The sequence below is a fragment of the Halalkalibacter suaedae genome (assembly GCF_017939705.1).
Lineage (GTDB): Bacteria > Bacillota > Bacilli > Bacillales > Bacillaceae_D > Halalkalibacter > Halalkalibacter suaedae.
Map to the genome: position 1 here is coordinate 18,299 of NZ_JAGKSQ010000010.1, position 13,062 is coordinate 31,360.

Below are 13,062 nucleotides of genomic sequence, written 5' to 3' on the forward strand. Positions count from 1 at the left end.
GAGGTAACGTATGTTTACAAAGATTTTATTGGCCACTGATGGATCGGAGCATGCATTAAGGGCTACCACGAAAGCAATTGAAGTGGCTCAGTGCAACCCCGATTCTGTCATTCATATCGTGTTGGTTGTAGACGATTCGAAATCGGAAGTATTAAACAACTGGAATGGATTAGGTGCAGAGGAGCATCGAAGAGAACGAGTCCTCCCTTCTGAAGAAAAAGTAAAAGAAGCCGGAGTTCAATATGAGGTTGAATATCTTCATGGTGAACCAGGACCAACCATCGTTAAACACGCTAATCAAAATGAGTTTGATATTGTTGTCCTCGGCAGCCGAGGCCGAAATCGCTTACAGGAACTTGTGCTAGGAAGTGTTAGCCATAAGGTGGCAAAACGAAGTAAGTGCGCTGTTTTAATTATTAAATAATCATCAATTATAACAATTGATTAGACATGAGAAAGAATAGCGTTTATTCATTGATAAAAATCTATCCAATCGGGATAGCTCCGCTAAAAAAAGGGACCCAGTAAACTGGGCCCCTTTTTATTATTTTATAATTAATACAGGACTTTTACTCTCTCTACTTTATTTTACAATAAGTACAGGGGCCATCACTCGTTTTGCGATTTTATGACTGACACTCCCCAAAACGAAGCTTTGTAGTTTGTTAAGTCCTCTACTACCTACGACAACGAAATCATAATTATTCTCATTAGCAAACTCAACGATTATCTCACCTGGTTCGCCATGTAAGATATGAACATCGTGATGGATCTGACGTTTTGTTAATTCTTCTTCAAAACCGTGTAGCTTTTCTTTTCTATCCTTTTTTATTTCTTCCTTACTGTTATGGTGAAGAACGTCATACTTAGAAGCTGTACCACTTACTACATAAACAATATCAATGGTTCCCTGTCTATTTTTCAACAACCCTATTGCTTGTTGAAATGCTCTAAAAGAATGCTCTGAGCCATCTGCAGCTAAAAGAATTCGAGTAAACATCCAATCCACCTACTCACCTATGAATTTTTGTCTTCCACTTTATGGTGTCAATACAATTCCTACATATCTTCTTCTAAACTGATGATTTTTCACCCAATCGATTCAGATTTGATATCTAGAACTTTCTTAAAAGAAGGATCTTGTCTCCATTTCCAAATTGTCATTCTTGAAACATTACATTTATGCGATATTTCATTTATTGAGTACCTTTTAGAACTAAGCAATTCAATAGCTAGCAACTGTTTCGGTTCAAGTCTCTTGTACACTTCTATCCACTTCTTTCTTTCTGATAAGTATTAAAAAAACACAGAGTTAGAACCAATGGCCAACTCTGTGTTACCAATACTAGTGACCAGACGCTTTCGATAACCCACCAATTTTCTTTTTCAAATTCTGACTTTCTTTATTTAGTCCTCTATACGAAACCACTATTCCATTCTGTTCAAATTTCATTTCAATTTTATCTAAGGCACCAATAGCAGAATCATCCCATAAATGTGCTTCTGTTAGATCAAGGATCACTTCTTTACTTTTTTCATTGTTATAGTCAAAACGTTGATGTAAATCACTTACAGAAGCAAAGAACAATTGGCCTTGTAATTTATAAATAGTACCAGAACCATTTGGGATCTTTTCTACTTTGACTTTTGAGATTTTCGCTGCAAAGAATATGGCACTTAGTACGACACCTGCCAAAACCCCTTGCGACAGGTCATGTGTGTATACGACGGTACCAACAGTCACAATCATGACAGCGGCGTCGGTTTTTGGAACCTTATGCAGAGACTTGAGTGAACCCCAATCAAATGTTCCAATTGATACCATGATCATGACACCAGCTAAAGCAGCCATTGGAATTTGAACAACTACTCCACCTAAAACAATGATTAGGAACATAAGGAAAACACCCGCTACCAATGATGATAATCGTCCTGTTCCACCCGATTTCACATTAATAACTGATTGACCAATCATTGCACAGCCAGCCATACCACCGAAGAATCCAGTTACAACATTGGCAAAACCTTGTCCACGACTCTCTTTGTTCTTGTCACTTTCAGTATCAGTCATATCATCAACGATATTGGCTGTAAGAAGAGACTCTAGTAATCCAACAATCGCAAGTGCTAACGAATATGGAAAAATAATCATGAAAGTTTCAAAGGTTAAAGGGATCGTTGGAATAAGAAATATTGGCAAACTTTGAGTAAGAGTGCCCAGGTCTCCAACTGTACTAACCCCAATGTTCCCAAAAATCACAATGGCTGTAACGACAATGATAGCAACCAGAGTTGAAGGTACTGCTGTAGTTAGCCTTGGCAACAAGTAGATGATAGCCAAAGTTAACGCTACTAAAGAGTACATCACCCACGTTGCTCCCTCAAAATGTTGTAGTTGAGACGTGAAAATTAGAATAGCTAAAGCATTAACGAAACCAACCATAACTGACCTTGGAACAAACTTCATTACTTTTGCGAGCTTAAAAACTCCGAAAAGGATCTGTAATATCCCTGTTAGAATCGTTGCTGCGAGCAAATACTGTAAACCATGATCAGCAATCAAGGTCACCATAAGAAGGGCCATTGCCCCTGTTGCTCCAGATATCATTCCATGACGGCCTCCTACAAAAGCGATAACAACAGCAATACAAAACGATGCGTAGAGACCGACCATCGGATCTACTCCTGCAATAATGGAGAACGCGATGGCTTCAGGAATTAATGCAAGTGCAACAACTATACCTGCAAGAACATCTCCCCTTACATTTCCAAACCACTCCTGCTTAATTGATTGTAAATTCAATTTCGCACCTCTTTCTTTATTTTGTTATTTATGTTTCGACTTTCGACTCTCACGAAAGTCGGGGTCCGTTATCAACAAAACGAATCATAACATAAATATTGATCATTTCGAAAATCCCATGTAAGCGAAAACAACATAATGTAATCTTGTTTTTACTCGTTATTTCTCACAAATGCTATTATATATGTACCAATTATATTTAAATATAACCTTTTATAACTGAGTATATTTATTTATATAAATGAAGTTTTTCAAGTCTAAATATAGTATGATGAAGATTATGTTAAAACTTTGCTCTGGAGGGATACAGATGGAGAAAGAAATAATGACCGTTTCCCAAGTAGCTGAATATCTTCAACTCAGTGAAATGACCACATATAAATTGGTACAAGAAGGGAAAATTCCGGCTTTTAAAATAGGCCGACATTGGCGTGTAAAAAAAGAGGATTTAAGTGAATTTATTGAACGGTTAAAAAACGGAGAAAGAATATAAATAGATATAAAAAAGAGGCTGGGACAAAAGTGATTTAACTAATGGAAAATCCGAACAATAGTGGTTGGCGGACGTAACCGCTCCTGAAACATACTTCGCTTTCCGCGGGAAGCCGGTGAGCCTCCTCGTGCTTCGCACTGCGGGGTCTCACCCTTGGCTTTTGGATCCCGCAGGAGTCTACGTATATTTCATCCGCTACATAATTGCTTTGTTCGGCATTTCAGTTAAACACTTTAGTTATGTCCCAACCTCTTTTTTATGTGTTCATTCCCTTTACGTCAGGAACTCTCTCAATTAATTGAACAAGAATTACATTTTTATTACTGTTTACCCGATTGTTCATACGGGTCATTAAACGAATACACATACATCTCAACGTCTAAAAAAGCATCTATACTTGCAGCAAACTTACTAAATTCAGGGTAAACCACTACTGCCGGAGTATCTCCATTGTACATTTGTATAACTAACTCTAATTGAACATTTAAATTAAGTTCTTCTTTTAAGTGATTAATGGCGTCTGTCTTTGTTTCGAATACCTCTAGAAGCGGACGTAATACATCTTCTGCATCTAGTGATTCTTTCGTTTCTATTTCAAAATACCAACCAGTATTTAAATGGACTGAGTGATTGATTGGATGATTCGGTACCACTCGTTCTCCTACTTTACAAGTTTTCGTAGGGTTCACGCCAAGTCTTTCTGTAACGACCTCTAATGGGAAATCATCATTTCCACTAAATAGAATATATGAATATAGCGATGTTTTGTTCATATACGACTCCATTCCTTATTTTACTTAGTGACGATCAAGTCTTTCGTAAAAATTGATCCCAAATGCTTTCATCTACAAAAAAATACTCTTCGTGAGAACACACAGCTAATATACATTTCTCATCTTGATAAAACATTAGATCTTCTGGTAGTTCACCAATCCAATCAAAGAGAGAGTGACTACGTTCTTTCAAAAATTCAGCTGTAGCATGATTCAAGTGAAAATAGAAAACATAAGCTGTGTCTTCACTAAGTCTAGTGGTTTCCCACTCTCTTTGAATTCGTTTTTCAATTAAATTCCATTTAATATCTGAAATCATATCATCAACAAAGGCAAGACGTTCTTCTTCAATTTCCATCATTCGTCTATCTTCAACAAAAGCAAAGCGGTTACAATTCCTTGAGAGTAAGTCTATTAATTTCTTATACTGTTTGCCCTTTATATTTTTGTAAATCGTTAACATATCAACCTAACCTCCGACTACTTTGCGACATACAGATGGCAACCCGTTCTCTAGTATCAAGCAGTTTAAAATCCTGCGAAGAAACGAGTATTGAAGAGGTATCCCTATCTAACTGGGGAAATTAAATATGGGTCGTACTATTTTAAAGTATGTAATTTTTCACTGATTTGTTTTAGGTGGTGTGCATCGTGTTTAACGAAAATCTTCACAAAACTTTCTGCTGAGAACTTTCTTTTCCCTCCACCAATTGTAAACCTAACATCTTCGTCTAAACTTGAAATTCTTTCCGTTAATTCTTTTCGAGTTACAACAAAATTATTTATGATCGTTTCAACTGAGTAATCTCTAAGAAATGTCATCGCCTCTTCGTTATGCTCGTCATGGTCTGGGAACTTAGGTAGATCAGCATCTTGAACCATTAAGGGTACCATCTTTTCTAGATTGAATTTATCCCAATAATATAGATGGCCCACGATTTCTCTAATTGACCATTTTCCTTCTTTAATAGGTTCAGTTCGTATCTCTTCAGATATTTCCTTTAAGTCCAAAATAGTATCAATCGTCTTTTCAAACTGACTTAGCGTTTTATTCATTTTATATCATCCTTATACATTTGTTAGAGTATTGGTTCATTTACTTTCTATGACTAACCAGTTGGCCCCTTTTAAGAAATACCTTCAATGTAAAGAACGATGTGTGGTAAGAAATAGAATAAGACAACTAAGCCTAAAACCGTTAGTGAAAATGCCCATACTTTTTTTAGCTTTAGCTGTACAAAAGTGGATAGTACGACAAGGATATTAAAAATGGCAATAGCTGTGAACCAAACCTCATATGTTCTACTTGGGTCTGGTGGAGCAGGATTATATACTCCTCCCAAACCAATAACAGTTGCGAATAGGAATATTAAAACGTGTACCAAAATCACCACCAATTTAAACATCCAATTCTCTCCTTTCCTATGTGTAAAACACCTATTGGTTTTAGTTTAACATTAATTTCCTTTTTGTTAACAAAGAAAAAACACCCTTTTGTAGGAGTGCACTCGTTACTTGAACAGATTCTGTTTTTTCTTTTTATAGATATGCTTTAATCTCCAACACTGGCTACAGCACTACCTAATATAATGAAACTAACAACCATCAAAACTCCTTCCTCAATGGATTATCAATCACTTCATTAATCTAACATCTCATAGTCTTTTAATTGCCTATTCTGATCTAACACTGGAGCATTGTTGAATTATTTTGATCTGTTACTTTAAGAAAGAAATTCATTTTTCAAATCTAACTAACGTTTTTTCAGGTATTTTAATCAGGTCTATATCGAAGTTATTGATATGTAAGGATAGTTCACCCTCTCGCTTTTCATCTTCTTCTCCTACCCAACAACTATACAACTCAAAATAATCGCCCTGTTTAAGATAACCATTCATTCTTTCACATAGTTCTAGTAGCTTCTTTTTTGATTCTGCACACGTTTTTTGATTCATATATTCCGTAATCTCAATTCCCCAATGACTTGATACTTCATAAACATATGGAGTAGTAAACTGATATTTCTTTACATTTTGCAAATCTTTATCGCCTGCAAAACATCCTCCAATATATAAAGAATCATTCGAATATTCATCATCGGTAATCGGTAATTCTATATTACAACCAATATAACTAGCTAAACTCATTTCCACTCACCTCTTTTCAACTTTCTTTGACTATTCTGCCTCGCTACTTCAATAAAGAAAAAGAGCTGCTGATCCGTCTTGATCTTCATACAGATAGGTAAGGGTTTGAAGTTATCGCTCCCTTTTCCCCCTGTTCACACCGTACATGCGACTTTCACCGCATACGGCGTTCCAACTAATCCAATTCATTCAGTTCTATGTATTGTGAAATAAGCTATTTATTCTAATTTATGATTAAGTCATTTCTGCATAGTTTGCGTAGTTCATTTACTATTTGGATTTGCTTTTTATTTAACTTCAAAGATATTACTAAAGTTTTAATTTTACTATTATCTTTCAGATGTATCAGTCTGTGAACAGGCTCAAATAGGACAATTAAATTTGAGTATGTATCATCTCTTGAGAGATGATGTGGTGTCTTATGGTGACAGTGCCAATCATGTTTGCCTAGTTCAATACCTGTTACTGCACATTTTCCATATTGGGCAATAAACTTGCTAATGCGGTTATCATTATACTCAATCGTTCGATTTGGAATAAAACTTTTCATGATATAACTTAGTACACTTTTATTAATCGCTCTTAGGTTCTGGTGTATCTTTATTCTACCACTGCTCGTATAGTTACAAATGTCTTGGGAGAAACATAGATTTGTTTTATGCCGTTGGGCATAAACTGGCACAAACACCATATCTTGAATTTTATAATATTTTGGTGAATAACCGTTATAGCGTTTTTGTAATGTTCTAGTCAACTCATTAAAATTTGCTTCAGTTCTGATATTTTTCAGTCGATTATATAGTGTCTTGTTTAGATGGGAGGACAACTCACTTAAGTTTTTAGAGATTTGAGTAGCTGCTGCGTAATAGTTTTGTATTCCCATTACGACAGTATTATAGTGCCAAACGGTTTCGGCACATGGCTTTTTCTGAATTGTTTTTATAGAATCCTTAATCTTTATAAGTGCATTGGACTTTGCTTTCTTCGTCATATCAGATTTGGCTACATAACCAAATCTAGTCTTTCCTTTTCTTATTACTCTGAGAGAGAATCCAAGGAATTCTGACGAATTCTTTTTTAAGTTAATAACTTTTGATTTTTCATCACTTGTCTCAAGATGTAACCTGGTTTTAAGAAAATCCTTAATGGCGTAATTCATTTTAATAGCTTGTGACCGAGTACGGCATAATACCTTGAAATCATCTGCATATCTTACAATGTAGCATTCTTTTAAGTTAGATTTCTTGAGTTCCTTCACTTTGCTTCCATTATGTTTATAATTATGGTTGCTTTGAAAAGTTTCCCATTGATTACTCACCCACCAATCTAGTTCATTTAGTACAATATTAGATAAAAGTGGCGAAAGGATACCTCCTTGCGGGGTTCCTTTAGTTGGTACACCTTCTCCAATGATTTCTGCATTTAATAGCTTGGAAACAATGGAGAGTAATGTTTTATCTTTTATTCCTATCGACCAGATTTGTTTAAGTAATTTACTGTGGTGGACATTATCAAAAAATCCTTTTATATCTACATCTATGCAATGATAAAGACCCACCATATTGATCAGCGATTCTAACCTCGCTTTTGCATGATGAGTGTTTCTGTTTGGTCTAAAGCCATAGCTATGTTTATGAAATTTCGCCTCACAAATGGGTTCTATTACTTGTAAAATGCATTGTTGAAAAATTCTATCCCATATCGTTGGGATTCCAAGTGGTCTTACTTTCCCATTTGTTTTAGGAATAAAAACTCGTCGAACACTTTCGGGTTCATATGCTTGAGACATAGTTTGAATGTGTTCAATTACTTCTTTTACTGACAAGTGTTTAATATCATCAATCGTTAGATTGTTTGTCCCTGCTGTTTTACTCCCTGTGTTTCTTTTAATATTTCGATAAGCAAGACGTATATTTTCATTGGAAATAATCAGTTTCATTAAATCATAGAAATTTTGACCATTAACACTTTGAGCGTACAGATTATCAAAGCAATGTTGCATATCATAATACTCACTGTGTCTCAGTTTCTTCCGTTTCAACAAGTCGGTGACTCCCTTGGGAGTTGAACCTCTATTAGTCTCACAAGAACCTTATTAATCGATAAAGAACTGTCTTACATGGTTGAATGATTCTTCATTAGTCTAGTGGCTATCCCTTCGGGTTGATTAGACCTTTCATCGGTACTGTGCCACCACTTTCACTGATATAAAGATAAGTTATACAATAACTACTCTCGTTATTACTTTCCTTATCACCGCTTCATTAGGAGTAAGCCCTCTGCGTTATCAGCTTACAATGTTGAATTATATCTATTATAAAATTGAACTTAGGTGCTCCCTGTAAGCCTGTTAGCCGTTCATATGCCTGTAACATATCATGGACTTTCATATGAGTTAGTCTTACTCATCCACTGCTAACCTCACAATATAGTGATATACACATTTCTATGTATTGAGCGTCTAGACCCGTACATTCAGAAGTTTGTCAGCTTAACCTTTTCTTTTAGGTTTATTTGCATTCTCACCATATTCATTTAACTCAAGCGTCATGATTTACACCTCCCCCGCGGTTAGGTTTTCGTCAGCTAAAATTCACTGTTACGGTAAGTTCTTACGCCTTTTCACCGAGCTCTTAACACTATCATTCTTACTAATTTCAGTGCTAATCGATTAAGAGAGAACCTTTCAGGGCGTTACCCCATCATTTGATTCTTCGATATAACCCTTCAGTTCCAATAGGAACTGCCTAGCCTTTACTAGAGTGATGTGACCACCCTCCATTTAAACTAGGAACATTTCGCACAACTCTTGCTCCCGTTTGTTTAAGTGACGTAATTCACAAAAAAATATTCGACTACATTACTCATAAAACTCACATTGGAATATAACCTTTTGTTGAGTAAACAAAAATAACCACTGGAACAAAACTAAATAGCATAGCTAAATTGCTTAATGCTAAAAGTCTATTCTTTGCTAAGTAACCGAAGTAAAAACCTATCGGGCTAAGAATAAATGTTAACATTCCATAGGGTTCTTGAATGTCAAAAACCAGATAAGGCACCCATGAAATAATACCAAAAATAAAAAGAGTTAAGGATAGATAATAAAATATTTTTGTTCTTAAATTGATTGTACTCATTTCTTCTAATCTCCATTCTAATACTAATGGCTTCTTGAATTAAACCATCTTTATTTTAACATTAATTTCCTTTCCAGAAACAGAGAAACAGAGAGACACAGGGGGACGGTTCTCGCGTTTCCAATTGCCCTCCCTTTTTCAATTCCAATAATCTGCCTAATTCAGACAAGTCTTTCCTTCGTCCTTCACTCCTCACCTTTCTAATCCAAAAAGTAAAAGGAAACACGAGAACCGTCCCCGCGTTTCCTCGCGTTTCCTATGTAGTTCTTTGAATAATAAAGTGGGAAAAGAAAGCAATATCTTTGTAAGGACTGATCTTCCCTAGTTCTGATTCAAGTGCAAGAAGATCATCAACATGACTGGCATGCTGCAGCGTACTCTTTTCATGAAGATAATCAAACACACATCGAATCCCATAGTGCTTCGTCAATTGGAATTTCAGTAGATCAAACCATTTGTAGTACGTCTCTGTACTGTATTGATGTACAACAGCTCCAATTAGAGGGTTGAATTCCTGTTCTTCTCCAATGACTTCCTTTGCCTGAGTTAGATCTTCTTCTACCAAAGCCTTTTTTAAAACCTTAGACGCAGGATTATGATTGATTATTGAAATATAACCATCTTGTGTAAGAAGCGATTGAAGTTTTTCCAAGATTTCAGTTGGATTTTCCATATACCCAAGAACATTGTGGCAAAGAATAAAATCAAACGCCTCACTTTGGAGTATCGGTTCTAAACTAGTCACATCCCCAACTAGAAACCTTATGTTCAGCCCCTTTTCCTCCGCTTTTTGTCTTGCAGTTTCAATCATATCTGGGGTAATATCGATACCTGTTACTTCATGTCCGAGCTCCGATAGCCAATTACTTGTTAACCCAAACCCACACCCGATATCTAGGATTTTTAATGGTCTTTCTTTTTTTAAATGAGCCTCAATCTGATTCCATGTGATCGAATAAAAAAGCTTACCAGAAGGGTTTTCAACATCACTAAGATAGTCAGGTAAACTTTTCGTAAATGCGTCAATTAAATGTTGCTTCTGTTCCATAGTTCCACCTACCTCATTCATCTTCTAAGTTTCAATCATGCATTGTTTTACATTTTAGCATAATTCTATAAACCTATATGTAAGCGTCCAATAGTCCCCACCTATAAATGCGAGGGGGACTATTGGACGCTTATTTTCTGTTTGATTTACTTTGACTTTAGTACACTAATACTATACCCGAATCTTACTAAGTTTAGGCACCGACCTTTGTACTCCATCACTTTCATCTCTGATGTTACTACTTTATTTCCTACAATCTTTTGCATTTCTTTCTTAGTCTACAAAAAGGGAATGCATATCACCTTTCTAATCCAGAAAGTAAAAAGAACAAGAGAACCGTCCCCATGTTTAACGAAAAAGAAGGTTTCAAGCAATTTTAAAGCAACATTATTAAATTCTCTGGAACCAACTTTAATTTACTATTTTTAAAATCACTTATTGGCTTCCAATACAATTTGAACGCTACCCCATTATCTTCGTATCCCTCAAAAGAAGGTTTCTCATAAAACGACTTGTCAACAAATTCTGCATCATATACAAAGACTATTTCATGTCCAAGGTCCCCATTATAAGTAAATATATTTTCGGTTACACCTAAAAAGTGTACGTTTATTATGTTGGCACCAATTTCCTCAAGAACTTCTCTCTTTAACGCATTAGAACTTGTTTCCCCGTATTCAATCCCACCACCAATTGGACGATAATAATACTCTTGTTTAAACTCGTCAAACCCTTCGCAAACAAGGATTGAATCTTTTTTCTTAAATACACAAATAGCAATTGCTCGAATGGTTCCTTTCTTCATCTATTCACGAACTCCCTTCTTAGCACAATAAACTCCGCCTATAATTGAAACCCAAATCCAGTTATTAAAATACCAATGATAAAAATAAAACCAGAAACGAAATATATGTACGACATCATTCGGCTTTTCACTTGTAAATGATAGCCCCCGAATAGAAGCAATGCCATTCCAAAGAGTCCACTTATCGTAACCTCTTCTCGTCTTACCGTTGTTCCACAATCCAGCCCGTTACTTCAATAAAGAAAAAAGAGCTGCTGATCCATCTTCATCTTCAACTCTTGCCTCCTTTAGCCAAAGATGACCAATATCATTCCCGTAAAAAGGACCAATGCAACAGTTAAATAGGCATAGCCAAGTTTCTTGTCACCATCTTTTTCTTTAACCTTTTCTAACCCGAATAGTAAAAACATTATAGCTAATAACGAAGAGAGTATATTCATTGAAAATTCGATACTATCAATAAAATGATGATAAAAAATTGTACTCAATACTACTACTGCAATAATAAAATTTAATTTCCTTAATAATTTCAAATAATTTTCCTTTCTTGTTAGACACCCCTGCCTCAATAGTGAAATAGCAACTACTGCTATTTCACATCTCAACCTGCTAGAAAAAGAATCGTACCCAGTTATTTTTTTGATTCTTCTCTTTTTCTATGGTTTAAATCAATAACTAACTCACCAATCCCCATCGCAATAAAACCATTTAGTATACCAAGAATAGGAAAAAAGATGTCCTGACTATTAAAGAGTGTCACTATCAATAGAATAATACTAAAAAACACAAAGATTAAACCTAATATGTATAAAACACGACCAACAAACAAATTTCAGGCCTCCTATAATTTTTTAAGACTTTCGCTTTCATAGTTTAACATTAATTTCCTTTTCACTGACACAGAAAGAGCATTCTTGCAGAAAAGCCACCATTTGCTTTACGTAGAATACTTCATAATCTCCTATCAAAAAAACGGATCACACCCGATTTCGCATCACCTAATATTTAGTTACATTTATAAATATTAGATGATGGTGTACACTTAATAAAGAATAACTTCTAAGGAGTGAGAGTTGTTGAATTTTAAACAGAGGATTAATCTTGCTATTATTTTAGGAGTGATTTTATTTATTCTGTTAACATTGATCGATTACTTCCGAAGTAGTGAGTTGAATCTGTTAAACCATTTTTTACAGAGCATTGTAGTAATGTTTGTCATTTTCATTCTTTCTTGGCTTACTAGATCGAAAAAAAAGGATTATTAAGAAAGAAAAAAGAGCTGTTGATCCGTCGTGATCTTCAACTCTTGATCCGTTTTGAAAAAGCATGTCATATAGATGTACTCAGTTTCAAAGAAAAGATTAATTCATCGACATTTCCTTTTACTGTTTTTCCTGTATTTATAAAACCGAAACTCTCGTAAAGGTTCTTTGCTCTGATGTTATCCGGCTCAAAACATATCAGAATTTCCGTGCATTCATATTCTTTCTGCATTTCCAAAACAACAAGTTCTAAGGCCTCTTTACCAAATCCTTCACCTTGAAAATGGTAATCAATCATTAATCTACAAAGTTCATATCCTTTTAGTTCACTTGAGTATCCGTACATAGTGAATCCAATTAGAGTGTCTCCATTATATATAGCTTTTATCGTCCAACCCTCTTCAATACTTGCTTGAGCAATTGATAAACAATTTGAAGCAATCATTTCTTCAAATATTTTATTTTTTTGGTCTTCACCACTACATAATAGAATGACATCTATCCAATTTTCTTTATTTATATTATCTACATATAGCACTTAAAACCTCCAAATACCCTTGAAATACATTTTTCCTGCATAAGGTATACTAT

At 35.1% G+C, this 13,062-nt stretch carries 18 protein-coding genes; 3 read left to right on the forward strand and 15 right to left on the reverse strand.

The annotated features are described in order from the left end of the window. Positions 1 to 10 precede the first annotated feature (10 nt). Positions 11 to 424 (forward strand): universal stress protein, encoded by a 414-nt coding sequence (locus J7W16_RS18390; RefSeq protein WP_210598953.1) that lies wholly within the window; start codon positions 11 to 13, stop codon positions 422 to 424. A gap of 159 nt (positions 425 to 583) precedes the next feature. On the opposite strand, the gene J7W16_RS18395 is transcribed toward J7W16_RS18390, so the two are convergent. The 3 genes from J7W16_RS18395 to J7W16_RS18405 all read right to left on the reverse strand — a co-directional run bounded on the left by J7W16_RS18395 (position 584) and on the right by J7W16_RS18405 (position 2,803). Next, the gene (locus tag J7W16_RS18395; protein ID WP_210598954.1) at positions 584 to 1,000 is read right to left on the reverse strand and encodes a universal stress protein; all 417 of its coding nucleotides are present in this window, start codon (positions 998 to 1,000) and stop codon (positions 584 to 586) included. 89 nt (positions 1,001 to 1,089) lie between these two features. Beyond that, positions 1,090 to 1,266: a phBC6A51 family helix-turn-helix protein gene (locus J7W16_RS22515; RefSeq protein ID WP_210598955.1), complete on the reverse strand. Its 177-nt coding sequence runs from the start codon at positions 1,264 to 1,266 to the stop codon at positions 1,090 to 1,092. A gap of 79 nt (positions 1,267 to 1,345) precedes the next feature. Then, positions 1,346 to 2,803 (reverse strand): SulP family inorganic anion transporter, encoded by a 1,458-nt coding sequence (locus J7W16_RS18405; protein ID WP_210598956.1) that lies wholly within the window; start codon positions 2,801 to 2,803, stop codon positions 1,346 to 1,348. 310 nt (positions 2,804 to 3,113) lie between these two features. On the opposite strand from J7W16_RS18405, the gene J7W16_RS18410 reads away from it, so the two are divergent. After that, positions 3,114 to 3,296 carry a helix-turn-helix domain-containing protein gene (locus J7W16_RS18410; RefSeq protein ID WP_210598957.1) on the forward strand — a complete coding sequence of 61 codons (183 nt, stop codon included), beginning with the start codon at positions 3,114 to 3,116 and terminating at the stop codon, positions 3,294 to 3,296. Positions 3,297 to 3,616: 320 nt separating this feature from the next. On the opposite strand, the gene J7W16_RS18415 is transcribed toward J7W16_RS18410, so the two are convergent. From J7W16_RS18415 to J7W16_RS18465, 11 genes are all read right to left on the reverse strand, one after another. Next, positions 3,617 to 4,069: a DUF4279 domain-containing protein gene (locus J7W16_RS18415; protein ID WP_210598958.1), complete on the reverse strand. Its 453-nt coding sequence runs from the start codon at positions 4,067 to 4,069 to the stop codon at positions 3,617 to 3,619. Between the two features lie 34 nt (positions 4,070 to 4,103). After that, the gene (locus J7W16_RS18420) at positions 4,104 to 4,532 is read right to left on the reverse strand and encodes a stage III sporulation protein AH (RefSeq protein WP_210598959.1); all 429 of its coding nucleotides are present in this window, start codon (positions 4,530 to 4,532) and stop codon (positions 4,104 to 4,106) included. Positions 4,533 to 4,669: 137 nt separating this feature from the next. After that, positions 4,670 to 5,125 (reverse strand): DinB family protein, encoded by a 456-nt coding sequence (locus tag J7W16_RS18425; protein ID WP_210598960.1) that lies wholly within the window; start codon positions 5,123 to 5,125, stop codon positions 4,670 to 4,672. Between the two features lie 71 nt (positions 5,126 to 5,196). Next, complete coding sequence (locus J7W16_RS18430; RefSeq protein WP_210598961.1) at positions 5,197 to 5,475, reverse strand: hypothetical protein; 279 nt, start codon at positions 5,473 to 5,475, stop codon at positions 5,197 to 5,199. Between the two features lie 330 nt (positions 5,476 to 5,805). Then, positions 5,806 to 6,216: a hypothetical protein gene (locus J7W16_RS18435; protein WP_210598962.1), complete on the reverse strand. Its 411-nt coding sequence runs from the start codon at positions 6,214 to 6,216 to the stop codon at positions 5,806 to 5,808. Between the two features lie 223 nt (positions 6,217 to 6,439). Beyond that, the gene (ltrA, locus tag J7W16_RS18440) at positions 6,440 to 8,257 is read right to left on the reverse strand and encodes a group II intron reverse transcriptase/maturase (RefSeq protein WP_472924499.1); all 1,818 of its coding nucleotides are present in this window, start codon (positions 8,255 to 8,257) and stop codon (positions 6,440 to 6,442) included. An 832-nt stretch (positions 8,258 to 9,089) separates the two neighbouring features. Beyond that, positions 9,090 to 9,356 carry a hypothetical protein gene (locus J7W16_RS18445; protein ID WP_210598963.1) on the reverse strand — a complete coding sequence of 89 codons (267 nt, stop codon included), beginning with the start codon at positions 9,354 to 9,356 and terminating at the stop codon, positions 9,090 to 9,092. Positions 9,357 to 9,612: 256 nt separating this feature from the next. Continuing rightward, positions 9,613 to 10,404 (reverse strand): class I SAM-dependent methyltransferase, encoded by a 792-nt coding sequence (locus J7W16_RS18450; RefSeq protein ID WP_210598964.1) that lies wholly within the window; start codon positions 10,402 to 10,404, stop codon positions 9,613 to 9,615. A 376-nt stretch (positions 10,405 to 10,780) separates the two neighbouring features. Then, positions 10,781 to 11,209, reverse strand: a complete 429-nt coding sequence (locus tag J7W16_RS18455) for an NUDIX hydrolase (RefSeq protein WP_210598965.1) — start codon at positions 11,207 to 11,209, stop codon at positions 10,781 to 10,783. A 287-nt stretch (positions 11,210 to 11,496) separates the two neighbouring features. Further along, a complete protein-coding gene (locus J7W16_RS18460; protein WP_210598966.1) occupies positions 11,497 to 11,697 on the reverse strand; it encodes a hypothetical protein in 201 nt (66 codons plus the stop codon). Between the two features lie 143 nt (positions 11,698 to 11,840). Further along, on the reverse strand, positions 11,841 to 12,038 hold the full coding sequence (locus J7W16_RS18465) for a hypothetical protein (RefSeq protein ID WP_210598967.1): 198 nt from the start codon (positions 12,036 to 12,038) through the stop codon (positions 11,841 to 11,843). A 247-nt stretch (positions 12,039 to 12,285) separates the two neighbouring features. Between J7W16_RS18465 and J7W16_RS18470 the strand changes: the two genes are divergently transcribed. Then, complete coding sequence (locus J7W16_RS18470) at positions 12,286 to 12,474, forward strand: hypothetical protein (RefSeq protein WP_210598968.1); 189 nt, start codon at positions 12,286 to 12,288, stop codon at positions 12,472 to 12,474. A 64-nt stretch (positions 12,475 to 12,538) separates the two neighbouring features. On the opposite strand, the gene J7W16_RS18475 is transcribed toward J7W16_RS18470, so the two are convergent. After that, complete coding sequence (locus J7W16_RS18475) at positions 12,539 to 13,009, reverse strand: GNAT family N-acetyltransferase (RefSeq protein ID WP_210598969.1); 471 nt, start codon at positions 13,007 to 13,009, stop codon at positions 12,539 to 12,541. Positions 13,010 to 13,062 lie beyond the last annotated feature (53 nt).

What these genes read in the sequence shown, in the direction of transcription:
- J7W16_RS18390 (WP_210598953.1), top strand. Translation starts at nt 11, where the DNA reads ATGTTTACAAAGATTTTATTGGCCACTGATGGATCGGAGCATGCATTA.
- J7W16_RS18395 (WP_210598954.1), bottom strand. Translation starts at nt 1,000, where the DNA reads ATGTTTACTCGAATTCTTTTAGCTGCAGATGGCTCAGAGCATTCTTTT.
- J7W16_RS18410 (WP_210598957.1), top strand. Translation starts at nt 3,114, where the DNA reads ATGGAGAAAGAAATAATGACCGTTTCCCAAGTAGCTGAATATCTTCAA.
- J7W16_RS18415 (WP_210598958.1), bottom strand. Translation starts at nt 4,069, where the DNA reads ATGAACAAAACATCGCTATATTCATATATTCTATTTAGTGGAAATGAT.
- J7W16_RS18420 (WP_210598959.1), bottom strand. Translation starts at nt 4,532, where the DNA reads ATGTTAACGATTTACAAAAATATAAAGGGCAAACAGTATAAGAAATTA.
- J7W16_RS18425 (WP_210598960.1), bottom strand. Translation starts at nt 5,125, where the DNA reads ATGAATAAAACGCTAAGTCAGTTTGAAAAGACGATTGATACTATTTTG.
- J7W16_RS18430 (WP_210598961.1), bottom strand. Translation starts at nt 5,475, where the DNA reads ATGTTTAAATTGGTGGTGATTTTGGTACACGTTTTAATATTCCTATTC.
- J7W16_RS18435 (WP_210598962.1), bottom strand. Translation starts at nt 6,216, where the DNA reads ATGAGTTTAGCTAGTTATATTGGTTGTAATATAGAATTACCGATTACC.
- J7W16_RS18445 (WP_210598963.1), bottom strand. Translation starts at nt 9,356, where the DNA reads ATGAGTACAATCAATTTAAGAACAAAAATATTTTATTATCTATCCTTA.
- J7W16_RS18450 (WP_210598964.1), bottom strand. Translation starts at nt 10,404, where the DNA reads ATGGAACAGAAGCAACATTTAATTGACGCATTTACGAAAAGTTTACCT.
- J7W16_RS18455 (WP_210598965.1), bottom strand. Translation starts at nt 11,209, where the DNA reads ATGAAGAAAGGAACCATTCGAGCAATTGCTATTTGTGTATTTAAGAAA.